Consider the following 26,457-nt stretch of genomic DNA (forward strand, 5'->3'; position numbering starts at 1 on the left):
CACGTGACCGAATACAGCACCACCCTCGGGGTGGACCGCCTGATCAACCGCTTCGACGCCGAACCGTTCGCACTGGCCTTCGCCGGCCAGGGCTACGATTGGCTGAAGACGCTGCGTGCCGCTGTTGCAGCCGGTACCGCCACCGCAGTCGGAGCAGTTGTCGAGCAGGCTGCCGCCAAGCTTGAGGCCGTGGCCGACGAACTCGCCGGCACCCGCCCGCACGGCTTCGACCCCGTGGCCTGGGCACAGGATGAGACCGACCCGGGGTTCGACACCGCCCAGGCGGCTGTCAGCGTCCCCGGTATCTTCACCTCCCAGCTGGCCACCGGGGAATCCCTGAAGCGCCAGGGGCTGGATCTGGGCCAGGCCGTCGCCGCCATCGGCCATTCCCAGGGCGTGCTCGGCGCCGCCTGGCAGCAGGGGCGCGGAGAGGCCTCCGAGATCATGGCGATCGCGGAGCTGATCGGCGCCGCCATCACCCGCACATCCCGGATCACCGGACTGATCCAGCAGGGTGAGGATGTCCCGATGATCGCCGTCTCCGGCATCACCCGCGAGCAGCTGCAGAAGGCCATCGACGCCACCTGTGGCGAGGTCCCCGAAGAGATCCGTCCGGTCATCGGCCTCCGCAACGGCCGGGACGCCTTCGTCCTCGTCGGCCGCCCGCACGACAACGTCAACGTCATCGCCGGCCTGCAGAAGATGGCGGCCAGGGACGCCAAGGCCATTGAGAACAAGGAACGCGGCGGTCAGCCCTTCGCGCCGAAGTTCTCCCCGCTGAACGTCCAGACCGCCTTCCACCACCCGGCCATGGCGGCAGCCGTGGCACAGGTCAACAACTGGGCCAGCGTGGCCAACCTGAACACCGAGCTGGCGCAGGATCTCGCGGAGAAGGTACTGACCTCCTTCGTGGACTGGCCCGCCGAGGTCGACTCCGCTGTCGACGCCGGTGCCCGCTGGATCCTGGAGCTGGGCCCGGACGGGGGCGTGGATCCGCTGACCCGCCGCATCGTCGCCGGCCGCGGCGTCGGCACGCTCGTCGTCTGTGACACGGACGGCCAGGCCCAGCTCTTCGACGCCGGCCTGGCGCCCGAGCTGCCGGTCGATTTCTCCGTCTTCGCCCCGCGTATTGAGAAGCGCGACGGCGCCCTCCGCCTGGTCACCCGTTTCACCGAGCTGACCGGCTACTCGCCGATGATGCTGGCCGGCATGACCCCGACTACGGTGGACCCGGCGATCGTCGCCGCGGCCGCCAACGCCGGCAACTGGGCTGAGCTCGCCGGCGGTGGCCAGGTCACCCCGGACATCCTGGACGAGAACCTCTCCCGCCTGACGGAGATGCTGGACCCGGGCGTCAACGCCCAGTTCAACACCATGTTCCTGAACCCCGAGCTGTGGCGCATGCACGTCGAAGGCAAGCGCCTGGTCCCCAAGGCCCGCGCCAACGGCGCCCCGATCGACGGCATCGTCATCTCCGCCGGCATGCCGGGCAAGGATGAGGCCGCGGCCCTGGTCCAGGAGCTGCGGGACGCCAACTTCCCGTGGATCTCCTTCAAGCCGGGCGCGGTCAAGCACATCCGCGACGTCCTCAAGGTCGCCGACGCTGTGCCGGACATCCCGATCATCGCCCAGGTCGAGGGCGGCAAGGCCGGCGGCCACCACTCCTGGGAGGACCTCGATGACCTCCTCATCAACACCTACGCCGAGATCCGCCAGCGCCCGAACGTCATTCTGGCCGTCGGCGGCGGCATCGGCACCCCGGAGCGGGCCGCTGATTACCTGACCGGCACGTGGGCCAGCGCCCACGGCCTGCCGGCCATGCCGGTGGACGCCATCATGATCGGCACCGCCGCGATGGCCACCAAGGAGTCCACCGCCTCCGAGGCCGTCAAGCAGGCCCTGGTGGAGACCAAGGGCATCCCGGGCTGGGTCGCCGCCGGCGGCGCCGCCGAGGGTATGGCCTCCGGCCGCTCCCAGCTGGGCGCGGACATCCACGAGATCGACAACTCCTTCGCCCGTGCCGGCCGTCTGCTGGACGAGGTCGCCGGGGACGCCGCAGCCGTCGCCGCGCGCCGTGAGGAGATCATCGCCGCGATCGCCAAGACCGCCAAGCCCTACTTCGGTGACCTCGAGGAGATGACCTACCAGCAGTGGCTGGAGCGTTTCCTCGAGCTCTCCGGCCCCTACCAGGGCAGGTGGACCGACGTGTCCTGGTTCCGCCGCTTCACCAGCCTGCTCGAGCGCGTCGAGGCCCGCCTGACCGAGGTCGACCACGGCGAGTTCACCCCCCAGATCACCCTGACCCAGGATGAGGACCCGGCCGCGGCCGTCGCCGCCCTGGTCCAGGCCTACCCGCTGGCCGCCACCGAGCTGCTGCACCCGGCGGACGCCAGCTGGTTCATCAACAAGCTGCTGCGCAACCCGGGCAAGCCGGCCAACTTCGTGCCGGTCATCGACGCGGACGTGCGCCGCTGGTGGCGCTCCGACTCGCTGTGGCAGGCCCACGACGAGCGCTACACCGCCGACCAGGTCTGCATCATCCCCGGCACCGAGGCCGTGGACGGCATCACCAAGGCCAATGAGCCCGTCGCCGACCTGCTGGCACGTTTCAACCAGGCCTCCGTCGACCGTCTTTCCGCCGCCGGCGAGGAGCCGGTCGAGACCGGTGAAACCGTCGTGGAGAAGGTGTTGTCCGCCACCGGCACCTACTGGGCCGGCCGCCACGCCACCTCCTTCACCCACCGGCTGGGCTCCCCGGAGGCCTGGGTGCTGGCAGAGGACCGTACCTCCGCCACCCACGCCCCCTCGGGTGCCAAGCTCTTCGCCGAGGGCGAGGAGCACGCCGTCCTGACCGTGCCGCTGGCCGGATCCACCGCCTTCGGCACCACCACCGAGCTGACCGTGCGCTTCACCGTGCCCGGCACGGCCGTCGTCAGTGCTGTCCCGCAGGTCACCCAGCCCGACGCCGAACGCGCCATGGCGGAGCTGACCCGTGTGGCCGCCGGCGGCACCCTCGCCGAGGTCAAGGACGGAGTGGCCACCTGGACCACCACGCTGGATGCCTCGGTGACCGCCGACTACGACAACGTCACCATCGGGCACCTGCCCGCCGGCATCACCGCCCGTTCCACCGCCCCCGACGTGCTCGTCGGACGGGCCTGGCCGGCCGTGTTCGCCGCCGTCAACTCCGCGGTCATCCCGGGCACCGACGCCGCCTCCGTGGTCGAGGGCATGCTCTCCCTGGTCCACCTCGAGCACCACATCACGATGTGTGACGATCTGCCCGACCTGAGCACCGGTCCGGTGGAGCTGAAGGTCACCGCCACCGCCGACGAGGTCTCCGACACCGACATGGGCCGTCTGGTCGTCGTCCGCGCCAAGATCGCCGTGGGCCGCGCCCAGCTGGCCACCCTGTCCGAGCGCTTCGCCATTGCGGGCCGTAAGGGCGACTCCGTCGCGCGCACCAGCACCTCGGCCCTGCCGAGCGTGGTGGACACCCCGCGCAGCTTCCGCTCCCACGCCAAGGTGGTCGCCCCGACCAGCATGCGCCCCTTCGCGATCGTCTCCGGCGACCGCAACCCGATCCACGTCTCCGACATCGCGGCCGGTCTGGCCGGGCTGCCGGGCGTGATCGTCCACGGCATGTGGACCTCCGCCATCGGTGAGCTGATCGCCGGCGGCGGCTTCTCCGAGGAGGAGACCACCACCACCGCCCCGGGCGAGGTCGTGGAGTACACCGCCACCATGCTCGCGCCGGTCCTGCCGGGCGAGACCATCGAGTTCACCGTCGAACGCTCCGGCGTCGACGACCGCCCGGGCCGCGGCGAGGTCCGCAGCGTCACCGCCTCGGTGAACGGCACCCTCGTGCTGCAGGCCACCGCCGTGATGGCGTCGCCGAAGACCTTCTACGCCTTCCCGGGCCAGGGCATCCAGTCCCAGGGCATGGGCATGGATTCCCGTGCCTCCTCGGCCGCCGCCCGCGACGTCTGGGACCGCGCTGACAAGCACACCCGTGCCAAGCTCGGCTTCTCAGTCCTGGAGATCGTCCAGAACAACCCGACCGAGGTCTGGGTCGACGGCGAGCACTTCCAGCACCCGGACGGCGTGCTCTTCCTGACCCAGTTCACCCAGGTCGCCATGGCCACCCTGGGCGTCGCCCAGATCGCCGAGATGAAGGAGGCCAACGCGCTGAACCAGCGGGCCTTCTTCGCCGGCCACTCCGTCGGCGAGTACAACGCCCTGGCCGCCTACTCCGGTGTCCTGACGCTGGAGTCCGTCGTGGAGATCGTCTACCGCCGCGGCCTGACCATGCACCGCCTGGTCGACCGCGACGCCGACGGCAACTCCAACTACGGCCTCGCGGCCCTGCGCCCGCACAAGTTCGGCATCAAGGTCACCGACGTCGAGGCCCGGGAGGTCCACGACTTCATCAACGAGGTCTCCGCCGCCACCGGTGAATTCCTGGAGATCGTCAACCACAACCTGCTGGGCAAGCAGTACGCCATCGCCGGCACCCGCGCCGGCCTGAAGGCGCTGGCCGCCGAGGCGGAGAAGCGGGGACCGGGGCAGAAGGCCCTGGTCATGATCCCGGGCATCGACGTGCCCTTCCACTCCTCCCACCTGCGTGACGGCGTGGATGACTTCCGCGCGCACCTGGATTCGCTGCTGCCGCACGACTTCAACCTGGACGTGCTGGTCGGCCGCTACATCCCGAACCTGGTCGCCCGGCCCTTCGAGCTCTCCCGAGACTTTGTCGAGGACATGATCAAGGTCGCCGATTCACCGCTGCTGCGCGAGATCGCCGAGAACTTCGACGAGCGCGTCAAGGATGAGCTGGCGCTGGCACGTGTCCTGCTCATCGAGCTCCTGGCCTGGCAGTTCGCCTCCCCGGTCCGCTGGATCGAGACCCAGGATCTGCTGATCCGCTCCCTGGAGAAGGGTGGACTGGGAGTCGAACGCTTCGTCGAGGTCGGCGTCGGCGCCGCCCCGACCCTGGCCAACATGATGGGTGGCACCCTGGCGCTGCCGAAGTACCACGACGCCGACATCGAGGTCCTCAACGTCGAGCGCGACCGCGCCACCGTCTTCGCGACCGACGAGATCGTCCGCGAGGTCGCGGAGGACGCCGGTGCCGACACCGCCGCGACCGAGTCCGCCCCGGCCGCGGAGGCTGCCGCCCCGACCGTGCCGAACACCGCACCGGCCCCGACCGAGACCCCGGTCGCCGCCGCCGGCGCCGCCCGCCCGGAGGACATCTCCTTCACCCCGGCCGACGCCACCGAGATGCTCATCGCCGTCTGGACCAAGGTCCGTCCGGACCAGATGGGGGCGACCGACTCCATCGAGACGCTGGTGGAAGGTGTCTCCTCCCGCCGCAACCAGCTGCTGCTGGACCTCGGCGTGGAGTTCGGCCTGGGCGCCATCGACGGTGCCGCCGACGCAGAGCTCGGCGACCTGAAGGTCACCGTGTCCAAGATGGCCAAGGGCTACCAGGCCTTCGGCCCTGTCCTGGGCGATTCCGCCGCGGACGCCCTGCGCCGGATCACCGGCCCGACCGGCAAGAAGCCGAACTACGTCGCCGAGCGCGTGACCGGCACCTGGCAGCTCGGCCAGGGCTGGGCCGACCACGTGGTCGCCGAGGTCGTCCTCGGCTCCCGCGAGGGTGCCTCCTTGCGCGGTGGGGACCTGGCCTCCCTGTCCCCGGCCGCCCCGGGTAGCGCGGCCGAGCTGGACCAGCTCATCGACGCCGCCGTGCAGGCCGTGGCCGCCAAGCAGGGCGTGGCCGTCGCCCTGCCGTCCGCCGGCGGACCCGCCGGGGGAGTCGTGGACTCCGCCGCTCTGGGTGAGTTCGCGGAGCAGGTCACCGGCAAGGCCGGCGTCCTGGCCGCCACCGCCCGCACCATCCTGTCCCAGCTGGGTCTGGAGCAGATCGACTACACCGAGGGCTTCGACGACGAGGACGCCGACGCGGCACTCTACGATCTGGTCTCCCGCGAACTCGGCTCCGACTGGCCGCGTCAGGTCGCCCCGTCCTTCGACGCCGACCGGGCCGTCCTGCTCGACGACCGCTGGGCCTCCGCCAGGGAGGACCTGTCGCGGGTCGCCCTGGGTGAGCTCGACGCCGCGGACATCGACGTCTCCGGCGCCGGCGAGGTCGTCGCCAAGCAGGCCGAGTACCTGGGCCTGGACGAGCTGGCCGCCGCCGCGCGCCGGACCCCGGAGCTCGCCTACGCGACCGACGTCGCCGTGGTCACCGGCGCCTCCCCGAACTCGATCGCCGCCGCGATCACCGAGGAGCTGCTGGCCGAAGGGGCGACCGTGGTGGTCACCACCTCGAACCTGAACCACAAGCGCCTGACCTTCTACAAGGAGCTCTACGCCTCCGCCGCCCGCGGTGCCGCGAAGCTGTGGATCGTCCCGGCGAACCTGTCGTCCTACAGCGACCTGGATTCCGTGATCGAGTGGATCGGCACGGAGCAGTCCGCCACCGTCAACGGCAAGAAGCAGATCACCAAGAAGGCGCTCATCCCGACGCTGCTGTTCCCGTTCGCCGCCCCGCGCGTGCAGGGCACCCTGGCAGACGCGGGACCGCAGGCCGAGTCCCAGATGCGCCTGCTGCTCTGGGCCGTCGAGCGGCTGATCGCCGGTCTGTCCGAGATCGGCGGCGACGTGCACGTCGGACACCGCCTGCACGTGGTGCTCCCGGGCTCGCCGAACCGGGGCCGCTTCGGCGGCGACGGTGCCTACGGCGAGGCCAAGGCGGCTATCGACGCCCTGGTCACCCGCTGGCATGCCGAAACCGTCTGGGGCACGCGCACCTCCCTCGTGCACGCCCTGATCGGTTGGGTGCGCGGCACCGGCCTCATGGGCGGCAACGACCCGATGGTCGAGCTCGTCGAGGCCAAGGGCGTGCGCACCTTCTCCACCCCGGAGATCGCCGAGCGCCTGGTCAGCCAGGTCACCGACGAGGTGCGTGCCGAAGCCGCCAAGTCCCCGGTGGTCGTCGACTTCACCGGTGGTCTGGGTGAGGCCGAGATCAACCTCGTCGACCTCGCCCGCGAGGCCGCAGCCAACCACTCGGCCGACACGACCTCCGTCGAGGAGCCGCGCACCGTCGCCGCCCTGCCGAGCCCGTACCGCCGACTGCCGCTGACCACCCCGGACTTCTCCGGACAGGTCAACGAGAGCCTCGATGACCTGGTCGTCATCGTCGGTATCGGTGAGCTGGGGCCCTACGGCTCCGCCCGCACGCGTTTCGACGCCGAGCTGACCGGGGACCTCACCGCCGCCGGCGTGACCGAGCTCGCCTGGTCCATGGGACTGCTCCACTGGGACAATGACCCGACCCCGGGCTGGTACGACGCCGAGGACAACGAGGTGCCGGAGGAGGAGATCTACGACCGCTTCCACGACGAGGTCGTGGCCAAGGTGGGGATCCGCCAATACCACGATGATTTCCACATGGTGACCAACCTCGCGCCGGAGCTGACCACCGTCTACCTCGACCGTGATCTCAGCTTCAACGTGGCCGACAAGGACACCGCCCGCACCTTCGTCGAATCCGAGCCGGACAACACCTCGGCCTACTTCGACGCCGAGGCGGGGGAGTGGACCGTGGTCCGCCACGCCGGTTCCGCGATCCGCGTGCCGCGCCGGATGGCCATGTCCCGCTTCGTGGGCGGCCAGATCCCGGAGGGCTTCGACCCGGCGGTCTACGGCATCCCGGCCGACATGATCGACAACCTCGACCGGCTGGCCCTGTGGAACCTGGTCTGCACCGTCGACGCCTTCCTGTCCTCCGGTTTCGACCCGGCGGAACTGCTCGGCGAGCTGCACCCGGCCCGTGTGTCCTCCACCCAGGGCACCGGCATGGGTGGCGTGGAGTCCATGCGTTCGCTCTACATCGACGGTCTGCTGGCGGAGCAGCGTGCCAACGACATCCTGCAGGAGGCCCTGCCGAACGTCGTCGCGGCCCACGTCATGCAGTCCTACGTCGGTGGCTACGGCCAGATGATCCACCCGGTCGCCGCCTGTGCCACCGCCGCGGTGTCCGTGGAAGAGGCCATGGACAAGATCCGCGTGGGCAAGGCCGACTTCGTGGTCGCCGGCGGCCTGGATGACCTCTCGATCGAGGGCATCACCGGCTTCGGCGACATGGCCGCCACCGCAGATTCCGCGGAGCTGGAGGCCAAGGGCATTGAGCACCGTTACTTCTCCCGGGCCAATGACCGTCGCCGCGCCGGGTTCATCGAGTCCGAGGGTGGTGGCGCCATCCTGGTCGCCCGTGCCTCCCTGGCGGCCGACATGGGCCTGCCGGTGCTCGGAGTGCTCGGTTTCGCGGAGTCCTTCGCGGACGGTGCGCACACCTCCATCCCGGCCCCGGGCCTGGGTGCGCTCTCCGCGGCCCGCGGCGGCCTGGACTCGCGTCTGGCGCAGTCGCTGGCCAAGGTGGGTATCGAGGCTGACGACATCGCTATCGTGTCCAAGCACGACACCTCCACCAACGCCAATGACCCGAACGAGTCCGACCTGCACGAGCGCATCGCGGCATCGATGGGCCGCGCCGACGGCAACCCGCTGTACGTCATCTCCCAGAAGTCGCTGACCGGCCACTCCAAGGGTGGTGCCGCCGCCTTCCAGATGGCCGGCCTGGCGCAGGTCCTGCGCACCGGACTGGTCCCGGCGAACCGTTCGCTCGATTGCGTGGATCCGGTCCTGGCCCGTCACCAGCACCTGGTCTGGCTGCGTAAGCCGCTGGACCTGTCGGCCAAGGCACCGAAGGCGGGTCTGATCACCTCGCTCGGTTTCGGTCACGTCTCCGCGTTGGTGGCCCTGGTTCACCCGGCCGCCTTCGTCGAGGCCCTGCGCGCCGAGCGGGGCGAGGAGGCCGCCGCGGCCTGGCAGGAGCGGGCCGCCGCCCGCGAGGTGGCCGGCCTGCGCCGGATCGCCGACGGCATGATCGGCAAGGTGTCCCTCTACGAGCGCCCGGTCGACCGCAACCTCGGCACGGCCGGTGAAGCCATCAAGGAGCGCGAGGCCGCGGTGCTGCTGGATGACGACGCCCGCCTGCGGGACGGCATCCTGCGCACCGGTGAGGAGCTGAAGTAGTCAGTTAGTTCCCGAGCCCGGCCCGGACCGTTCCGGCTGTGCCCGACCGGCCCGGCATCCCCTGGAGTGTTCTCCGGGAGGTGCCGGGCCGGTCGCGTTGCCGGCGCTCCCGGAAGACCTTGGGGAGAAGCCCCGGGAGGAGCCCCGGTGCCGCTCAGAAGGTGTCGCGGGGGTTCCCGCCCAGGGCTGTCAGCATCTGCCCGGCATGCCGGACGGGAGCCCAGCAGAACAACGCTGTCCCGTCGAAGATCAGGTCATGACTGGAAGGGGTGACTGAGGTGGTGATCTGGCGCAGCGCCGTCTGGTCCCAGTGGTCCTGGTCGATGGTGATGGACGTGCTGTGGCGGCGCTGCGCGAAGGTGTAGTTGAGGAAACCCCGGCGGGTGCGCCGGAAATCCATGCCCCAGTTCACGCCGCTGAGAAATTCCGAGGTGCCTGCGGCCGCGGCGGCCTCCCAGAGCAGGTCCACGTAGGAATCCTCGTTCTCCACGCCCGCCGGATGGGGCAGCAGGACCCGCTGGAACAGCGGCTCCTCCTCCAACGCGCGCAGACCCAGCAGGACCCGGTGTGGTGAGTTCCGGAACGCGGTGAAATCACCGCCCAGCTGCCAGGCGACGTATGCGGCATCGGGGACGAAGGCGGGCCGGAAACTGAGCTCGTGCAGCTCGGCCAGGGTCTCCCGGAGCAGTTGTTCATCCTGCTCCGGGATCACCCAGCCACGCTGCCGGAGGATGTCACGGGCCCGGGTCAGGGCCAGCTCCCCGCGGCGGTGGGGCCGCGTCACCTCCTGGCGGTCATGGCCAGTCCGGATGGTGCGGAAACCCCGAAATCTCCCCCAGAACCTCATTGCTTCCTCACTTCACGTCGCTTCGAACTCTCAGCCAGGATAGCCCGCCAGCCCCCGGACATGGAAAGATGGCGTCCGTGAATTTCATCGGAGTGGATCTCGTGCACGTACCCGCCTTCGCGGAACAGCTGCGACGTCCCGGCAGCACCTTCGAGACCGTGTTCTCCGCGGTGGAACTGCGGGTGGCCGCCGGGAAACCGGACCGGAACGACCATCTGGCCGGACGCTGGGCCGCGAAGGAGGCCTTCATCAAGGCTTGGTCTCAGGCGATGTTCGGGCGGCCTCCCGTCATCACCCCGGAACAGGTGCGGTGGCATGAGATCGAGGTGCACGCCGACCGTTGGGGACGCGTGGCGGTGGAACCTACCGGACAGGTGGCCGCCGCGCTGCGGGAATCGGTGGGGCAGCCGCACCTCGCGCTGTCCATCAGCCATGACGGGGACTACGCGACAGCGACCTGCCTGCTCACGGTCGTCGATTAGCCGGTGACCGGGGCCACGGATCCTAGGAGGTGGCCACGGCGAACAGGTACGCCACCAGCATCCGCTTGATCTCGTCGACCACGGAATCGAAGTTCGAGCCCTCGCGGTCCATGTCCCGCACCGCGTAGTTGAGCAGCGAGGACACCGTGTGGACGAGGAGCCCGGCCAGCTGCATCCGGTCCGCGTAGGTCGAGTCCGTGGCCAGGGGCTCGACCACCGCGGCGATGATCTCCAGCATCTGCTTCTCGGTCGCGGCGGCGGTGGCCCGGGTGGCGGGTGTGGACTGGATGGCGTGCCAGACCGCCCGCCGGGAGGGGTCGTCGCGCCACAGCACCGCGAGGTGGTCAATGAACTCATCCAGGATGTCCGGCCACTGCAGGGCCGGCACGCGCTGGGAGAACTGCTGCAGGGCTTCGACGTTGACGGCGGTGTCCACCCGGTCCAGCTCACAGATCAGGACGTACTTGTTGGCGAAGAACTGGTAGAGCGTGCCGATGGGCACCTCGGCGCGGCGGGCCACCTCGTCGAAGGTGAAGGACTCGAATCCCATGTCGACCAGCACAGAACGCGCAGCGGTGAGAATGCGGTTGAAACGCTCACGGCTGCGTTGCTGGGCGGGGCGTCGGCGCGGCACCAGGATCTCGGAGCCGTCAGCGGCCCCGGTTTCCTGAGCGGCGGAGAGGCCGGATTCGTCCTTCGTCATGACGGGGCAATCAGTTCTTCGGCAGGTCGCGGATGACGCGGGCCACGTGTCCGGTCGCCTTCACGTTGTACATCGCCAGGCTGAGGGTGCCGTCGGGTTCCACCAGGAAGGTCGAGCGGATCACGCCCTGGACGGTCTTGCCGTAGTTCTTCTTCTCTCCGAAGGCACCGTAGGCGGTCATGACCTCCTTCGACTCATCGGCGAGCAGCGGGAAATTCAGCTCGTGCTCATCGCGGAAGGCAGCCAACTTGTCCGCCTTGTCCGGGGAGATGCCGACCACCTTGATACCCAGGTCATTCAGCTGCGCCAGGGAATCGCGGAAATCGCAGGCCTCCTTGGTGCAGCCCGGGGTGTTGGCGCGCGGGTAGAAGTAGACCAGTACGCGCTTCCCGGCGCCGGTGAAGTCCTTGAGCGACGTGGTGGAACCGGCGTCATCGGGCAGGGCGAATTCGGGGGCGGTGTCCCCGACCTTGAGGCGGATGGATTCAGTCATGGCAACCAGCTTAGCGGTCTGCCCGACACTGTCTCCCGGTGATCGGCTCCCCAGGGGATATGTGGGTTCCGGTCCGGGGAAAGTGATACCGGCAGGCCGGGGAGACCGGCCGGGAAACGAAGGAGGTCCGGGGTACGGCGGCGGGATCTGTCGGCGAGCGTCGTGCAGAACTCGGCTGCGATAAACTACCTTGGGTGTGACAGAGTGAAAGTCACCCCCTAATACATATGAAACCGGGAGAAATTCGTGGCACGCAACATCGATGACATCCAGCGCGATATCGAGCGCACCCGCCGTCAGCTGGCGAGCACCCTGGACGAGCTGGCCGACCGGACCAAGCCCCAGAACCTCGTCGATGACGCCAAGCGGCAGGCCAACAACAAGCTGAAGGACCCGAATGTCCAGAAGGTGCTGGCCGGGATTGGTGCCGTGATCGTCGGCGGTCTCGTGTTCGCCGTGGTCCGCTCCCGGAAGAAGAACCACGACCTCAAGGAGATCCAGCGGATGCTTTCGGAGCGTTCCGCTTAACCCCGCGCTTTCGGTCCCGGCCAGCGCGCCGCGGTGCCGCAGTAGACCATGGGCAAGGTTCTGGATTCCCCTGGATCTGCCCCGGAACGGGTGCACGGCTGACGTGCACCCGTTTGCTGTTTCTGCGACGCTTTCCCGCGCCTCGGGCACACAGGGGTGACGGTCATTCTCCCGCGGAAACCATCAATGCGGTAGCTTTAACCGATCAATTTGGGCTGGTGGAGCCCGAGAAGTAGAGCCTGAGCGAAGAAGAGCGTATGCTGACCACGTACTCAGACTATTCTTAAGGTTGGTGCTCCCCAGTGAAGCGACATCTGGCTGCCGTGGCGGTGTTGGCCGCCGCATTGACGTTGTCCGGTTGTGTCACCGGCACCGTCAAGGGTGCGGCGGTCCAGACGGCAACCACCCGCGACCTCGAAACCACTACTGTCCGGGCCAACAACCACGACCTGAACTTCATCGAGCAGATGCGGCCGCTGCTCCGGGACACGGTCACGCTCGGGGAGCAACTGCTGGGCAGCCCGGGTATCGATCCAGCCGTTAGGGAACTCGCGCAGGCGAGCATGAACCGGGAACAGGATGAGATAGTCAGGTTGAACGCGTTGCTGGAGCAGTGGAAGAAGATCGATGAGGGAAACGGCGAGGCCAGCACTATTCTGCCGGAAACCGGGAGTAAGGGAGTCTCCCCGTCGGAAGACCTGACCGAGGCCACCGGGACCGAACGGGCCCGTCTCTACCTCAGCATCCTGCGGGGGCGCCTGGAGCTGATGATCACCCTGTCCGAGCGCCAGTTGGAGATGGGGCAGTCAGAAACCCTCAAGGATCAGGTCGACGTGATGGTCACCCTCAAACACGACCGGATCGACCGGATCGACGAGCTACTGGCCTCGCTGAGCTGACTCTTCTGGCCCGGGTTTCCCGGACCGGCAGTGGACGGCGGAACTCAGCGTACTGTCGCGCCCGCCGCCGCCAGTTCCCGGAGGGCGGCGGCGCCGCGGGCCGGATCCACCGCCGCGCAGAATTCCGTGAGCACCCGCACCTGGTATCCGGCCTCGAGGGCGTCCAGGGCCGTGGCCCGCACGCAGTGATCGGTGGCGATGCCCACCACGTCCACGTCGGTGATCCCGCGGCCGGTCAGCCAGCTATCCAAGCTGACCCCGTCCGCCACACCCTCGAATCCGGAGTAGGCGGCATCGAAGGCCCCCTTGCGGAAGCATTCATCGAGGGCGGCGGAGTCGATCTCCGCATGCAGCCGCGCCCCCTCGGTGTCAGCCAGGCAGTGCGGCGGCCAGGAGTCCACGAAGTCCGGCTCCGCCGCGAAGTGTTCCCCGGGATCCACGTGGTAATCCTGGGTGGCCACCTGTGCCTCATAGCGGTCGGCGGCCGACCGCTGGTAGGCGCCGATGCTGGCGGCCACTTCCGCACCCCGCTCCGTGGCGAGGGCGCCGCCGGGGCAGAAATCATTCTGGACGTCAACAATGACCAGGGCTCGCATGGGTGTTGAGGGAACCTTTCTGAACGCAGGGACGGCGGGAGACCGGTGTCGGCTCCTTCAGACATGGTGCCACACAGCGCCCTCGCAGGCGCCAGGAGCCGGGAGCCGGGGCTGCCCCGAACCGGTGAGGGCGCACCGCCCGGTTAAGGGGCCGTCATCCCGCCGTGGGGGAGTCCTGCAGCCAGTTGACCACGGCCTCGGTGACCTGTGCCGGCTCGTCCGCGATATCGAAGAGTTCACCGTATTCGTCGTCCCCGAGCATCTCCAGGGTCGCCAACTGGGAGTCCAGCAGGGCGGCCGGCATGAAATGCCCCTCGCGGTGGTACATGCGCTCGTGCAGCAGCTCGTGGCTACCGTGAACGTGTACGAAACACACCCCGGGCGCGTACTTCCGGATCAGATTCCGGTAACTGCGTTTGAGGGCGCTGCAGCCGATGATGCCGCCGTCAGTGTGGTCGCTGAGCCAGCGGCCGATCAGCTTCAGCCAGGGCCAGCGGTCCTCGTCGGTGAGCGGGTGTCCGGCGGCCATCTTGTCGATGTTGGCCTGTGGGTGCAGGTCATCTCCATCGCGGTAGGGGAGCCCGAGCCGTTCGCCCAGGAGTTCCCCCACGGTGGTTTTTCCGGAGCCGGACACACCCATGATGACGATGTGGTGGGCTGGGGAAGAGGTGTCGGAGGTGGGCACCCCTATCGACCTTCTTTCTATCGCATCGTTCGGACCAACAGTCGTGAGGCGGTGCCTTCGGTGGGCCGGTTACGGGGCAGGTGGACCTGCTTGGGAGGGACGTCGGGACGGCCCGCACGAATTCTACTCCAGGGCCCGGAGGCGGGGTGGACATGCGGTGGCGACGGCGGCGGGGCCCGGAAGCATCGCAGACCTCGACGGCCAGTCGGAAGTGGCTGTGTTCCTGTCACCCGTGGGACAGCGGTGGCCGTGCGGATCGCCCACCGCCGTACCGGAGCGTTCTGCCGGGTAGGATCGGCGCCATTGCGTGGCTTCCAATTCCGGGAACGGGGCAGCACACCGGCGGTGGCGGCCGACCGCCTCCCTGCCCGGTGCGGTGGAGGCCACGGCAGCACGTCGAACACCGAGAAAGCAGAAGGAGAGGACCCGTCATGCAGTCGCCGATCCCGGGGTATCTGGAGACCATTCTGGACAGTGTCCGGGCGGACACCAGTGGGCACGTCGCCGACTACATCCCGGAGCTGGCGGATTCGGACCCGAAACCACTCGGGCTGGCGATGTGCACCTTCGGCGGCAACCTGTACAGCGTGGGAGACGATGGAACCGAGTTCACCATCCAGTCGGTGTCCAAGCCCTTTGTCTACGCCCTGGCGCTGCAGCGTCGCGGGTGGAACAAGGTGCAGCAGACCGTGGGTACGGAGCCTTCCGGAGAGGCCTTCAACGAGCTCTCCCTGGACCGCAACACCAAACGTCCGATGAACCCGATGATCAACGCCGGGGCCATCGCGGTTAACCAGCTGATCAACGGGGAGGACTCCTCCGTGGAAGACCGGGTGGAGGAGATCCGGGAGTTCTTCTCGGCGCTCGCGGGCCGGGAACTGTCCATCAACCGGGCGCTGTGCGAGTCCGAGTTGGAGACCGCGGACCGCAACCTCTCGATCGCGCACATGCTGCGCAACTATGACGTCATCCAGGACGCGGCCCACGACGCCGTGCGCAGCTACACCCTGCAGTGCGCCATTGAGGTCGACGTCCGTGACCTGGCGATCATGTCCGCGACGCTGGCCAACGGCGGCGTCCAGCCGATCACGGGGCAGAAGATCCTGAACCCCGACGTCTGCCGGATGGCGCTGGCGGTCATGGCCTCGGCCGGGATGTACGACGCCGCCGGGCGCTGGATGACCACGGTGGGCATTCCCGCGAAATCAGGGGTGGGCGGTGGTCTGATCGGCACCCTGCCGGGCCAGCTGGGCATCGCCACCTTCTCCCCGCGGCTGGACATCCAGGGCAACAGCGTGCGTGGGGTCAAGATCTTCCAGAAGCTGTCGAAGGATATGGGCCTGCATCTGATGGCGGCGGAACCGCAGGGTGAATACGCCCTGCGCAACATTCACACTGAGGGGCAGGACTCCGTCATCCGGCTGCAGGGCAAGGTCAACTTTCCGGCCGCGGAGAGCATCCTGGATGAAATGGTCGATCATGACTTCACCGGCCAGCGTCTGGTGCTCGACATCTCCCGGGTCTCCAGCTTCAACCGGATGGGACGCCGCCTGATCAAGGAGGGCCTGCGCAGCCTGCGGGAGGAGGGCTTCGAGGTAGCCATCTACGACCCGGAGGACATCCTCAAGGACCTGCAGTACAGCGACGGCACCGAGGCGGAGACGCTCGGCTCCCTGGAGAGCCGTTCGCTGGAGGAGAAGGACTGACCGGCAACCGGTGGTACTTTTCGTCCCTCGGCATTCCGCCGACAACTAACCCGCCGGAGACAGGACTCCCAGGTCGCTGTCGCCCACGCACAGCTCGGAGGTACCGTCGCTGGCGGTGACAGTCAGCTGGGATCCACCGCCCAGCAGGCGGACATAGACCTGGTTCAGTCCGGCCTGCAACGGCACCTGCACCGGCTCCTCATCGAGCTGCACCTCCGCGGTGCCCGGGGCGTCGGCGAAATAGTTCAGCAGCAGCACCCAGTCCCGGTCCATGAGCGGACCATCCAGTTCCAGGGTGGCACCTGCGCCGCCGATGCGCGTACCACAGCCGGGATCCCCACCGGGCACGGTCGAGCGCATCGGCTCCAGCCGGGCGGGCTGCAGCTGCCCCGCATTGTCGACGAAGACGGGGTCGGTGGTGTGGTGCGTGATCGGGGGCACCCCGTCGAGGCCTCCGAGCAGGTGCGACAGCTGGTTGTGCGGATGCACCACCGGTAGCAGCACGTCCAGACCGACGGCCTGGTCGAAGACCGGCTCCTCCCGCTGCGCCAGGGCGGGCCGGAGGTTCTGGAAGTAGTCGCGGGCCGGCTGATCCCACCAGACCCGGGCATAGGTGGCGGTGCTGACCACTGCGGAGACCACCACCAGGAGCAGCACCAGTGGTGCCGCCAGGGTCAGTGGCCGCGGGATGGGACGCGGCGTCGGCAAGCGTCCGAGGAAGGCGAATGTGACTGCGCCGAGCACCGCGACCTCCGAGAAATGCCGCAGAGTCTGCGTGATCTCGACGGCCGTGTCCGGGCCCGTGCGGGCGATCGCCAATGCGAGCAAGGGGGCCAACGGGTACAGGGCGGCGGGCAGCCAGGCCAGCACCGCCAGCCACCCGCGCCGGCTGGTCCAGAACAGCAGGAGCACCAGGGCGACGGCCCCGGCGGTGACGGCCAGCGTCGAGGGATCCGCCCAGGGCGGGCCGGGGTGCCACCGTTCCCAGTGCCAGGGACCGCCGCCGAGGGTGGGCAGCAGCCCCTCCAGGTAACCGTGGGACAACAGCGTCGCGACGTCCGTCGCCGCGCCGTCCGGCGCTGCCTCCCCCGTGCTGGGGGGAGGGGAATAGGTCTCGCGTGGGTCCCCGACCACGACGAGGTAGACCACCGCCCAGACCACTGTGGGCAGCGCGAGGATGATCGTCAGCTGCCCGAGCCGACGTGCCTGGGTGGCCAGGGAAGCGGTGGCCGCACTGAAACAGACCAGGGTGAAGATGACGGCCGGGCCGAGGAAGAGGGCGCGCTCGCTGAAGAGCATGCCACCAACCAGCCAGACCACGGCGAGCACCTGATGGTGAAGTCCCTGCCGTCGCCAGGCGAGGAGCGCGTGCCCCAGCATCATTGCGAAGGCAACGTGCAGCGGCAGGATGTTGACCGCCGTAGCCAGCCAGGTGGTGGTGGGCAGCGTCAACGGGGTGAGCAGATAGCCCGCCAGCGGCAGCGCCGCCCAGGGGATGCCGGTACGTCCGATGGGGCCGGGGGCGGCGACCCGGCAGGCCCACGCGACGGCCCCGGCAGCCAGCAATTGGAGGAGCACCAGGGTGCCCACGGCGACGGGCCAGTTGAAGGGAGCGACGGTGGCCAGCAGCCACTCGATCAGCCAGGCCCCCGGCATGAGGTGCCCGTCATGGTTGCGCAGCAGCAGCTCAAGGGTCGGGGCGTCGAACTGGCGTGCCTGGGAATGGAGAGTGAGATCATCCCAGTAGTACCAGCCCCCGGCGGTGACCACGGTGCGCGCGGCGACCCCGACCACGACGATCAGGGTGAGAAGGAGGGCGCTCTTCCTGGGTGGGGTCGGCCGCGGCGGCGACTGCCTGATGGTGGCGATGGTCTGTCCCCTCCTGGTGCGTGGATTCCTGCGGACGGCCTGGCGTGGGCGGCGGTCGTGATGATGGCGTGTCCGGCGCCATACTATCGCCCGGCCGACCGCAGCTGTGGGAGGACATTGTGGGGTGCGCTCATTCTTCGTACCAGGTGGGTAGCGGCTCCACCTGCAGCCGGGTGTGGTCGCCGGGCCTGCTCAGCCCCAGAATCGCCCGGGCCACGAACGGCTCCTGTTCCAGCCTGTCCTCGACCTCCTGCAGCATTTCCCGGATGCGCGACTCCGGGTTGTCCCCGACCAGGTCGACGGAGGCGATGACGAGGATGCGGTCGGCGCCGACCCACTCAGTGTGCAGGAAACTGACCGACTCGGTGTTCGGATGGGTCAGAATCTGTTCCAGGAGCATGTTTCGGGCGAGGGGAGTGCCGGCTTCCCCGGTGAGGAAGACGGCGTTCTTGGCGATCAGCGTGATCGCCACGACGCCCAGGAGCACGCCGACGAGGATGGAGGCGACGGCGTCCCACACGGCGCTGCCGGTGACCTGGTGGAGGTAGAGGCCGAGGGCCGCGATCACCAGGCCGATCAGGGCGACGAAGTCCTCCAGGAAGACCGAGCGCAGCATCGGGTTCGAGGTGGTCCCCAGATAGCGCAGCTGGGAGATGTGACGCTTGGCGGCGCCCTGGCGGGTCTCCCGCCAGGCCTGCAGGAAGGAGGTTCCCTCCAGGACGAAGGCGACCGCGAGGACGATATAGGCCCAGAAGTAGGAGACCTCTTCATCCGGTGCTCCCAGCGCCTGGATGCCGTGCCAGATGGAGACCGCGGATCCCACGGTGAAGAGCCCGAAGGCGGCGAACATCGACCAGACATAGCCGGAGCGACCGTAGCCGAGTGGATGATCCGCATCAGGCGCACGCCTGGCACGGCGCTCGCCGATGATGAGGAAGATCTCGTTGCCGGCGTCGGCCCAGGAGTGGGCGGCCTCCGCGACCATGGCGGCGGAGCCGGTGAAGAGCGCGACGATGGATTTCGCCACCGCCACGAGGAGGTTCGCGAAGAAGGCGAGGATGACGGTCAGGGAGTTCTCACTGGTGGCCGTGGTGGCCGCTGCGGCCGGGTCGGCGGCATGGGAACGCGGGCTCATGGGAACAGCGTCCTTTCACGTGGAGTTCATGACGCACCTGCCGGAGTGTCATGCGGCTGGCCCCATTGTGCCCCGAACCTGTGGACGACGAGCTCCCCGGAAACTTCCCACCCGCTGCAGCAGGACGGGAACCCGGCGCCCCTGATGGCCGCGGAAGGCAGGTCTGATTCCCGGGAACACCCCGGCAGCCTTCTCCGCCGCCACCGGCACCGCCATCTTTGGCAGCCCGGTTGCCACCGCGGTGTCAGCCACCGGCAGAAGGAACCGAATAGAGCCCTATACAGATCATCTCAAAATGTGCGTTGAGCAGGCGATTTTACTAACTTCCGGAAATCCTGCTATATTTTTCTTCGTTGCCGACGACGAGCTCACCATAACGGGGAGTAGAGACCGGAAACGATAAGCGCCATTAGCTCAATTGGTAGAGCAACTGACTCTTAATCAGTGGGTTCGGGGTTCGATTCCCTGATGGCGCACCACAGAAACACCCGCCACCTGCACATCCAGGTGGCGGGTGTTGTCGCATCCGCGGAGCCGGGATCCTGAAACCCGGGGAATCCGGGAATCCCGCACCACCCCGCGCTTTTCGTGGCACGACGGTTCCGGCACGGAATACGTCGCTTCGGCGGCCGGCCGGACGGGAGACCCCACACAGTCGGACAGTGAAGAGGCGGTTCTGGCGGGGGAGCTGTTCAACTGTGGCAGCGAGTTGCGGAAGCGGATACCCGTACCGGGTTTACAACGATTCGATCACTCCCGGCCGAATCCGTGGTCTCCGAGTAATTAATGTTCCTAAAGTCCCGATATGGTTAGTGAGTGTCCATGGTGAGTAAAGGTGTATAAGAAGTGAAGAATTTTGGCAGCGGGCGGAACAGCTTAGGGCGGACGCTGGCTGTAGTGGTCGCCTCCGCACTGCTTGTCGCCGGGTGCACCATTGACCGCTCCGGTGGTCAGGGCGCCGGTTCAGCCACGGAGGCCGTCGTTGACGGCGCGGCGGCAGCCCAGGAGGCCGGCCCGCCGAAGGTGTCGGTCAAGGATGACGCCACGGGAGTCAACCCGGGTGAGCCGGTGACCGTCGAGTCCTTCGGTGACGGGCTGGCGGACGTGACGATGACGAACGAGTCCGGCAAGGAGGTCGAGGCGGAACTTTCGGCCGACGGCACGTCCTGGCGGACCACGGAAGACCTGGGCTATAACCGCACCTACACGGTCACGGCTGAGGACGAGAACGGGGAGACCACCGCTGTCACCTTCCAGACTGCCACGCCCGACTACACCTCCGGGGTGGCCCTGTCCCCGCTGCCGGACTCCACGGTAGGTGTGGGACAGACCATCGGTTTCCAGTTCGCCAACCCGGTCGAGGACCGGCAGGCGGCCCAGGACGCCATCGAGATCACCACTGAACCGAAGGTGGAGGGCGAGTTCTACTGGCTCAACAACTCCCTGGTCCGGTGGCGTCCGGCGGAGTACTGGCAGCCGGGCACGAAGGTCAGTGTCACTGCGGACATCTACGGTGTGGACTTGGGCGGCGGGAACTACGGCAGCGATGACAACGCCACCAACTTCACCATCGGTGACCGCGTGATCACCGAAGTGGACGACGCGACCAAGACCATGACGGTCTACCGCAACGGCGAGAAGTTGCGCACCATCCCGGTGTCGCTGGGGCGGGACGGTCAGTGGGCCACGCCGAACGGCACCTACATGATCGGTGATGAACACTCGTCCCTGCTCATGGACTCGGCCACCTTCGGACTGGGGTATGACGAGGGCGGTTACCGCACGCCGGTGGACTACGCCACCCAGATGTCCTACTCCGGCATCTTCGTCCACGCCGCCCCGTGGTCGGTCGGGGCCCAGGGAAACACCAACACCTCCCACGGCTGCATCAACGTCACCACTGAGGCAGCCCGTTGGTTCCAGACCGTGGTCAAGCGCGGGGACATCGTCACCGTGAAGAACACCGACGGCCCGGCCCTTTCCGGCTATGACGGCCTCGGTGACTGGAACATCCCGTGGTCTGAGTGGAGCAAGGGCAACGTCAACGAGACCTCTGCCTGGTAGAACTCACCTGCCGCCTCCGGCCCTGGTCGCCCCTCAACAGGGGAAGCCGGGGCCGGAGTGTTCCCGGCACCGCTGCCCGGGGACTCATCCGGTCTGCCGCCTGAGCTGCGGGGCCGGCCAACCCGGGGCAGCCGGGAAAGCCGGCCGCGGTACCGGACGGGCATGATGGGGAGCATGGTCGACAACCTCTCTTTGTCCATCCTGGACCGCGCGAACAGCCGCTCGGGCGGGAACACTCCTTCGGCGGGGGCCGATGCCGGGGCGCTGCGGGCGACGCTGGACCGGGCAGTGCTGGCGGAGGGGCTGGGATACCGCAGGTTCCTGGTTGCGGAGCACCACGGGGTGCCCGGCATCGCCGGTTCCACGCCGACTCTCCTGGCCACGGCGGTGGCTGCGGTGACCTCCCGCATCCGGGTGGGTACCGCCGGAATCATGCTGCCGGCCCACCAGCCGCTGGTCGTGGCGGAGCAGATCCTCACCCTGGCCGCCCTGTACCCGGGACGCATCGACGCCGGAATCGGCCGTTCGCTGGGATTCACGACGGCCGTGCGCGATGCCCTGCGCCAACCCGCGGACGCCGCGGAACGCTACCCTGACGATCTGGCGGAGCTGGTCTCCTATCTCCGGGGCCACGGCCCGATCACCGCCCGCCCGGCAGTGCCACAGCCCCCGCCGGTCTATGTGCTGGCCAACAGCCGGTCCATCCGGGCCGCCGCGGAAGCCGGACTGGGGGTCATCGTGGGTGGCCCGAAACTCTTCGACCGCTCCGTGGACCGGCATGAGGGACTGGAACAGTACCGGCGGCACTTCCGCCCCTCAGGCGTGCTGGAGCACCCGCACGCCATCATCGCCGCGAACATCGCCGTGGCCGACAGCCGCGCGGAGGCCCGCCGCCTGCTCGTGCCGGAGGCCTGGGCGCTGGCGTTGTCGCGGTCGACGGGGTCCTTCGATGCCCTGCGCCCGGCGGAGGAGCTGAATCCGGACACGCTCACCGCCCGCCAACGTGAACGGGTGGTCCGCAACATCGACAGCGGCATCCACGGCACCCCAGGCGAGGTGGAGTCCCGGCTGCACGAGCTTCTGGAGTTCACCGGCGTGGCAGAGCTCGTGGTCACCGGCGGCATGTGGGACCTGGATGGCCAGGCCCGCTCCGATGAGCTCCTGGCCGCGATGCTCCGCTGAACGGGAACGGGCTATTCGCCCAGCAGCTGCCGGGAGGCCAGGTCACGGTAGAGGGGGCTGGTCCGCAACAGTTCGTGGTGCGTGCCGCGGGAGTTCACCCGGCCGTCTTCCATCACGATGATCTGGTCGGCGTCGGTGACGGTGGACAGGCGGTGCGCCACCACGATCAGGGTCCGGTCCTTCGCGGTGGCCGCGATCGCGTCCAGGATCAGCTGCTCATTGTGGGAGTCAACGGCCGCGGTCGGCTCGTCCAGGAGCATGATCGGGGCGTCGGAAAGCAGGACCCGGGCCAGGGCCAGCCGCTGGCGCTCCCCACCGGAGAGGCTGATGCCACGTTCCCCGAGGGGAGTGTCCAGTCCCTCGGCGCCGCGGAACCGCCCGCCGAGATTGACCTGGTCCAGCGCGTGCCAGCACTCCTGATCCGTGGCGTCCGGATCGGCCAGGTGCAGGTTGTAGCGCACCGTGCCGGCCAGCACCGGGGCATCCTGTTCCACGTAGCCGATGGCGGCGCGCAGGCTCGCGCGGCTGATTCCGGTGATCGGGTGGCCGTCCACCCGGATCTCACCGCCGGTGGGGTCATAGAAGCGTTCCAGCAGCGCCAGGGAGGTGGACTTGCCCGCCCCGGAGGGGCCGACCAGGGCGGTCATCGTGCCCGCCGGAACGGTGAAGGAGACGTCGTGGAGGATGTCGCCGCCGCCGTCGCCGTCGGGGGTCGGTGTCGTAGCTGAAGCTGACGGCGTCGAAGTTGACCTCGCCGTCGCTGAGCGTGACCTCGGCACCGTCGGTGGGCTCCGGCTCGGTGTCGAGCACCTGGTGGATGCGGGTCAGGGCGCCCATGGCGCTGCGGACCGTGGTCACGGCGCCGAAGAGGGTCCCCAGCGGCATGGCCACCATGAACAGGAAGAGGACGAAGGTGACCAGGTCGGCCACCGCGATGTCACCGGCGGCCACCCGCACCCCGCCGATGCCGAGCACCGCGAGGAAGGACAGCTGCATGGCGGCCCCGGCCAGGGGCCAGAGGGCGGCCTCGATCTGCGCGATCTTCAGGCTGTGCCCCAGAGCGGTACGCGCCTGGCCGTCCAGCTCGGCGTTCATCCGGTCCTGGGCGTTCTGCGCCCGGATCGTGCGGATGGCGCCCAGGGCGTGTTCCATGTCGGCGCCGAGGACACCCACGGCCTCCTGGGTGCGCACGGTGTATTTCTGGATCAGCGAGCTCACCGAGACCATCACGCCCATGGTGAACACCAGCACCAGCAGGACCACCCCGAGCATCAGCGGATCCAGCAGCGCCATCAGGATGATGGCGCCGATGATGGTGACCAGGGAGCCGAGGGCGTCCACCAGGCCACCGGTGATCGCGGTGCGCACCAGGGTGGTGTCAGAGCCCAGGCGGGTGACCAGATCGCCGGTGCGCAGGTTGTCGAAGGTACGCACCGGCAGCCGCAGCATCGTCGCGATCAACTGACGGCGGGTGGTGAACACGGCCGTCTCCGCCGTGCGGCCCAACAGATACATCTGCACCGCGCCCACCAGACTGGAGAGGACGAGCAGACCGAGCAGCAGCCACACGAACCCCGTGACCGGCCCGCCACCGACGGCGTCGATGAGCCGGTTGATCACCACCGGCTGCGCGAGGTTGAGCAGCGCGGAGACCGCGGAGAGCACGACCGCCGCAATCAGCGGCACCTTGTGGTTGCGCAGCATCAACCACAGGGCACGCAGCGGCCTGGTGGTCTTCTGCTCATCGGTCAACGCATGGGTGGGCGGGGCCTGGGTGGCAGCCACAGTGCTCCTCTGACGTGGGTGGGGGAGGGAAACACACCCATGCTAATCGACGACGCCGGCGGCAGGTCCCGCTCTGCGGCGCCGCTGGGCCCCACCGGGTGGGACCGCAGCTCCCCGCCCTGCTGCATCCCGACCGGGACTACGATGGCGGGGACAATGCCGTTCGCTCCGACCCGGCCCGGTACCCGCCGCGGCGAGCAGGCGGTGGCCCACGCAGTGACGGGAAGGTGCCCCACCGTGATCGAATTCGACAATGTCAGCAAGCGCTACCCCGATGGGACGGTGGCGGTCTCCGGGTTCCACCGGGAGATCACCCCGCGGCAGGTCACCGCGCTGGTCGGTTCCTCCGGCTGCGGCAAGACAACCCTGCTGCGCATGGTCAACCGCATGGTGGACCCCTCGGCGGGCGCGGTGCGGGTGCGCGGCGAGGACATCTCCCGCACCGACCCCGTCCAGCTGCGCCGTTCCATCGGTTACGTCATGCAGTCCGGTGGTCTGCTGCCGCACCGCAGCGTGCTGGACAACATCGCGACCGTCCCCCTGTTGAACGGCACCGACCGGAAAACCGCGCGCGCCGGGGCCGCGGAGCTGCTCGACAAGGTCGGTCTCGACCAGGGTGTGGCCAGGCGCTACCCAGGGCAGCTCTCCGGGGGACAGCAGCAGCGAGTCGGGGTGGCCCGGGCGCTGGCCGCGGACCCGGACATCCTGCTCATGGACGAACCCTTCGGGGCCGTCGACCCGATCGTCCGGCGCTCGCTGCAGGACCTGCTGCTGCAGATCCAGGCCGAGCTGGCGAAGACGATCATTCTGGTCACCCACGACATTGACGAGGCGCTCCTGCTCGGCGACGAGATCATCGTGCTGCGCGAGGGCGCGGAGATCGCCCGGGACGGCACGCCGGAAGAGATCCTGAGTGATCCGGGCAGTGACTTCGTGGCGGACTTCGTGGGCGTCAACCGCGCCGACCGCCGGCTGGAGACCCGCATGGTGGCGGGCCAGAAGATCGTCGTCGACCATCGGGGCCGGCCGGTGGGGGTGATGGAATGATGCAGTGGCTCCAGTACGCCTGGCCGCGGGTGTTCCAGCTCTTGGCCGAACACCTCATCCTGACCGTCCCGGCGGTCCTGCTGTCCATCCTGATCGCCGTGCCCCTGGGTCTGTTGGCGGCCCGTCGGCCCCGGGCCGGTGGGGCGGTGCTGTCGGTGTCGACGCTGCTCTACTGCATCCCGGCGCTGCCGTTGGTGGTCATCCTGCCCGCCCTGATCGGAATCCCCCTGCGCTCCCGGACCACGATCATCCTCGCTTTGTGTGTCTACGGCACCGCGTTGCTGGTGCGCACCGCCTCGGACGCCTTCCGTTCGGTGCCCGCCGACGCCCGGGTGGCGGCGCTGGCGGTGGGAACCTCACCGCGCCAGTTGTTCTGGCGCGTTGATCTGCCGCTGGCCGTACCGGTGCTGATCTCCGGCATCCGGGTGATCACCGTCAGCACGGTCTCCCTGGTCACGATCGGGGCCCTGGTCGGAGTGCCCAGCCTCGGCAGCCTGTTCACCGACGGCTTTCAGCGCGGCATCGTCGTGGAAGTGCTCGTGGGCATCGTCACGGTCGTGCTACTGGCGCTGGTGCTCGACGGACTGTGCCAGCTGACCGGGAAAGCACTCGCACCGTGGCAGGGGAGGCTCCGATGACCTGGGCTGAGAAACTCTTCCTCGCGCTTTCCGACGGCGCCGCCTGGACCGCGGACGGCGGCTACCTCGACCGCATGCTGGAACACCTCGGGATCTCGGTGCTGGCGGTGGCCATCGCCGCACTGATCGCCCTGCCGGTGGGGGTGTGGGTCGGTCACCGCGGCAGCGGCGCCGGGTGGGTCGGTGGCATCGGTGGGGCCGCCCGGGCGATCCCCACGCTGGGGCTGTTGACGATCCTCGGTCTCGCCTTCGGCATCGGGCTGAGTGCTCCGTTGATCGCCCTGATCGTCCTCGCCGTGCCCTCGTTGCTGGCCGGGGCCTACGCCGGCGTGGGAGCGGTGTCCCGGGACGTCGTCGACGCCGCCCGCTCCAGCGGCTACACCGAGGCCCAGATCATCACCACGGTGGAGTTGCCCCTGGCCGCCGGCGTGCTGGTCGGCGGCGTCCGCAGCGCGCTGCTGCAGGTGGTGGCCACGGCGACGCTGGCCGCCTACGTCACTGACATCGGCCTGGGCGGGTACATCTTCGCTGGGCTGAAGACCCGGGACTACACCGACATGCTGCTGGGGTCGGTCCTGGTTGTCCTGCTCGCGTTGCTCTGCGAGCTGGTCATGTCCGCCGCCCAACGACTCTTCAGTCGCGCCACCCGCCGCGAACGCGGCTCCAACAACGTTCTGACCGTCTGACCTC

At 68.6% G+C, this 26,457-nt stretch carries 19 protein-coding genes and 1 tRNA gene; 11 read left to right on the forward strand and 9 right to left on the reverse strand.

The annotated features are described in order from the left end of the window. Positions 1–3: 3 nt before the first annotated feature. Positions 4–9,108, forward strand: coding sequence for a fatty acid synthase subunit beta domain-containing protein (locus ACQCVD_RS05365; RefSeq protein ID WP_426822690.1), 9,105 nt, complete (start codon positions 4–6; stop codon positions 9,106–9,108). 154 nt (positions 9,109–9,262) lie between these two features. On the opposite strand, the gene ACQCVD_RS05370 is transcribed toward ACQCVD_RS05365, so the two are convergent. After that, positions 9,263–9,892 (reverse strand): hypothetical protein, encoded by a 630-nt coding sequence (locus ACQCVD_RS05370; protein ID WP_426822691.1) that lies wholly within the window; start codon positions 9,890–9,892, stop codon positions 9,263–9,265. Between the two features lie 140 nt (positions 9,893–10,032). On the opposite strand from ACQCVD_RS05370, the gene ACQCVD_RS05375 reads away from it, so the two are divergent. Next, positions 10,033–10,437, forward strand: a complete 405-nt coding sequence (locus tag ACQCVD_RS05375) for a holo-ACP synthase (protein ID WP_426822855.1) — start codon at positions 10,033–10,035, stop codon at positions 10,435–10,437. A gap of 22 nt (positions 10,438–10,459) precedes the next feature. On the opposite strand, the gene ACQCVD_RS05380 is transcribed toward ACQCVD_RS05375, so the two are convergent. Further along, entirely contained in the window at positions 10,460–11,140 is a 681-nt protein-coding gene (locus tag ACQCVD_RS05380; RefSeq protein WP_426822692.1) for a TetR/AcrR family transcriptional regulator, read from the reverse strand. Positions 11,141–11,150: 10 nt separating this feature from the next. Further along, on the reverse strand, positions 11,151–11,633 hold the full coding sequence (gene bcp / locus ACQCVD_RS05385) for a thioredoxin-dependent thiol peroxidase (protein ID WP_426822693.1): 483 nt from the start codon (positions 11,631–11,633) through the stop codon (positions 11,151–11,153). Between the two features lie 246 nt (positions 11,634–11,879). On the opposite strand from bcp, the gene ACQCVD_RS05390 reads away from it, so the two are divergent. Continuing rightward, positions 11,880–12,161 (forward strand): DUF3618 domain-containing protein, encoded by a 282-nt coding sequence (locus ACQCVD_RS05390; RefSeq protein ID WP_426822694.1) that lies wholly within the window; start codon positions 11,880–11,882, stop codon positions 12,159–12,161. 302 nt (positions 12,162–12,463) lie between these two features. Further along, positions 12,464–13,060, forward strand: coding sequence for a DUF305 domain-containing protein (locus ACQCVD_RS05395; protein WP_426822695.1), 597 nt, complete (start codon positions 12,464–12,466; stop codon positions 13,058–13,060). A 44-nt stretch (positions 13,061–13,104) separates the two neighbouring features. Here ACQCVD_RS05395 and ACQCVD_RS05400 read toward each other — a convergent pair whose 3' ends face one another. Beyond that, positions 13,105–13,656: an isochorismatase family protein gene (locus ACQCVD_RS05400; RefSeq protein WP_426822696.1), complete on the reverse strand. Its 552-nt coding sequence runs from the start codon at positions 13,654–13,656 to the stop codon at positions 13,105–13,107. A 154-nt stretch (positions 13,657–13,810) separates the two neighbouring features. Continuing rightward, positions 13,811–14,296: a gluconokinase gene (locus ACQCVD_RS05405; RefSeq protein ID WP_426822856.1), complete on the reverse strand. Its 486-nt coding sequence runs from the start codon at positions 14,294–14,296 to the stop codon at positions 13,811–13,813. A 476-nt stretch (positions 14,297–14,772) separates the two neighbouring features. Here ACQCVD_RS05405 and ACQCVD_RS05410 point away from each other — a divergent pair, with 476 nt between their 5' ends. Then, positions 14,773–16,047 carry a glutaminase gene (locus ACQCVD_RS05410; protein ID WP_426822697.1) on the forward strand — a complete coding sequence of 425 codons (1,275 nt, stop codon included), beginning with the start codon at positions 14,773–14,775 and terminating at the stop codon, positions 16,045–16,047. A gap of 45 nt (positions 16,048–16,092) precedes the next feature. On the opposite strand, the gene ACQCVD_RS05415 is transcribed toward ACQCVD_RS05410, so the two are convergent. Then, positions 16,093–17,841: a hypothetical protein gene (locus ACQCVD_RS05415; RefSeq protein ID WP_426822698.1), complete on the reverse strand. Its 1,749-nt coding sequence runs from the start codon at positions 17,839–17,841 to the stop codon at positions 16,093–16,095. Between the two features lie 205 nt (positions 17,842–18,046). Beyond that, complete coding sequence (locus ACQCVD_RS05420) at positions 18,047–19,051, reverse strand: cation diffusion facilitator family transporter (protein WP_426822699.1); 1,005 nt, start codon at positions 19,049–19,051, stop codon at positions 18,047–18,049. 403 nt (positions 19,052–19,454) lie between these two features. Here ACQCVD_RS05420 and ACQCVD_RS05425 point away from each other — a divergent pair. From ACQCVD_RS05425 to ACQCVD_RS05435, 3 genes are all read left to right on the forward strand, one after another. Beyond that, positions 19,455–19,530, forward strand: a tRNA-Lys gene (locus tag ACQCVD_RS05425). Between the two features lie 418 nt (positions 19,531–19,948). Then, positions 19,949–21,115, forward strand: a complete 1,167-nt coding sequence (locus ACQCVD_RS05430; RefSeq protein WP_426822701.1) for a L,D-transpeptidase — start codon at positions 19,949–19,951, stop codon at positions 21,113–21,115. A gap of 174 nt (positions 21,116–21,289) precedes the next feature. Next, entirely contained in the window at positions 21,290–22,297 is a 1,008-nt protein-coding gene (locus ACQCVD_RS05435; RefSeq protein WP_426822702.1) for an MsnO8 family LLM class oxidoreductase, read from the forward strand. Between the two features lie 11 nt (positions 22,298–22,308). Here the strand turns inward: ACQCVD_RS05435 and ACQCVD_RS05440 are convergent, their stop codons facing one another. Continuing rightward, on the reverse strand, positions 22,309–22,944 hold the full coding sequence (locus ACQCVD_RS05440; protein ID WP_426822703.1) for an ABC transporter ATP-binding protein: 636 nt from the start codon (positions 22,942–22,944) through the stop codon (positions 22,309–22,311). Beyond that, positions 22,874–24,082 carry an ABC transporter ATP-binding protein gene (locus ACQCVD_RS05445; RefSeq protein ID WP_426822704.1) on the reverse strand — a complete coding sequence of 403 codons (1,209 nt, stop codon included), beginning with the start codon at positions 24,080–24,082 and terminating at the stop codon, positions 22,874–22,876. Before ACQCVD_RS05445 ends, ACQCVD_RS05440 begins: the two co-directional genes overlap by 71 nt. 237 nt (positions 24,083–24,319) lie before the next feature. On the opposite strand from ACQCVD_RS05445, the gene ACQCVD_RS05450 reads away from it, so the two are divergent. Genes ACQCVD_RS05450 through ACQCVD_RS05460 form a run of 3 tightly spaced genes read left to right on the forward strand, consistent with a single transcriptional unit; the run spans position 24,320 to position 26,453 of the window. Beyond that, positions 24,320–25,129 carry an ABC transporter ATP-binding protein gene (locus tag ACQCVD_RS05450; protein ID WP_426822857.1) on the forward strand — a complete coding sequence of 270 codons (810 nt, stop codon included), beginning with the start codon at positions 24,320–24,322 and terminating at the stop codon, positions 25,127–25,129. Beyond that, entirely contained in the window at positions 25,129–25,767 is a 639-nt protein-coding gene (locus tag ACQCVD_RS05455; RefSeq protein WP_426822858.1) for an ABC transporter permease, read from the forward strand. Before ACQCVD_RS05450 ends, ACQCVD_RS05455 begins: the two co-directional genes overlap by 1 nt. Beyond that, positions 25,764–26,453 carry an ABC transporter permease gene (locus tag ACQCVD_RS05460; RefSeq protein WP_426822705.1) on the forward strand — a complete coding sequence of 230 codons (690 nt, stop codon included), beginning with the start codon at positions 25,764–25,766 and terminating at the stop codon, positions 26,451–26,453. Before ACQCVD_RS05455 ends, ACQCVD_RS05460 begins: the two co-directional genes overlap by 4 nt. The last annotated feature ends 4 nt before the right edge of the window (positions 26,454–26,457 follow it).

This window comes from Corynebacterium halotolerans (assembly GCF_050107895.1).
GTDB classification, from domain to species: domain Bacteria; phylum Actinomycetota; class Actinomycetes; order Mycobacteriales; family Mycobacteriaceae; genus Corynebacterium; species Corynebacterium halotolerans_B.

Excerpts from the sequence above, each read along its gene's own strand:
- ACQCVD_RS05380 (WP_426822692.1), bottom strand. The coding sequence starts at position 11,140 with ATGACGAAGGACGAATCCGGCCTCTCCGCCGCTCAGGAAACCGGGGCC.
- bcp (WP_426822693.1), bottom strand. The coding sequence starts at position 11,633 with ATGACTGAATCCATCCGCCTCAAGGTCGGGGACACCGCCCCCGAATTC.
- ACQCVD_RS05400 (WP_426822696.1), bottom strand. The coding sequence starts at position 13,656 with ATGCGAGCCCTGGTCATTGTTGACGTCCAGAATGATTTCTGCCCCGGC.
- ACQCVD_RS05405 (WP_426822856.1), bottom strand. The coding sequence starts at position 14,296 with ATGGGTGTGTCCGGCTCCGGAAAAACCACCGTGGGGGAACTCCTGGGC.
- ACQCVD_RS05410 (WP_426822697.1), top strand. The coding sequence starts at position 14,773 with ATGCAGTCGCCGATCCCGGGGTATCTGGAGACCATTCTGGACAGTGTC.
- ACQCVD_RS05420 (WP_426822699.1), bottom strand. The coding sequence starts at position 19,051 with ATGAGCCCGCGTTCCCATGCCGCCGACCCGGCCGCAGCGGCCACCACG.
- ACQCVD_RS05435 (WP_426822702.1), top strand. The coding sequence starts at position 21,290 with ATGGTCGACAACCTCTCTTTGTCCATCCTGGACCGCGCGAACAGCCGC.
- ACQCVD_RS05440 (WP_426822703.1), bottom strand. The coding sequence starts at position 22,944 with ATGACCGCCCTGGTCGGCCCCTCCGGGGCGGGCAAGTCCACCTCCCTG.
- ACQCVD_RS05455 (WP_426822858.1), top strand. The coding sequence starts at position 25,129 with ATGCAGTGGCTCCAGTACGCCTGGCCGCGGGTGTTCCAGCTCTTGGCC.
- ACQCVD_RS05460 (WP_426822705.1), top strand. The coding sequence starts at position 25,764 with ATGACCTGGGCTGAGAAACTCTTCCTCGCGCTTTCCGACGGCGCCGCC.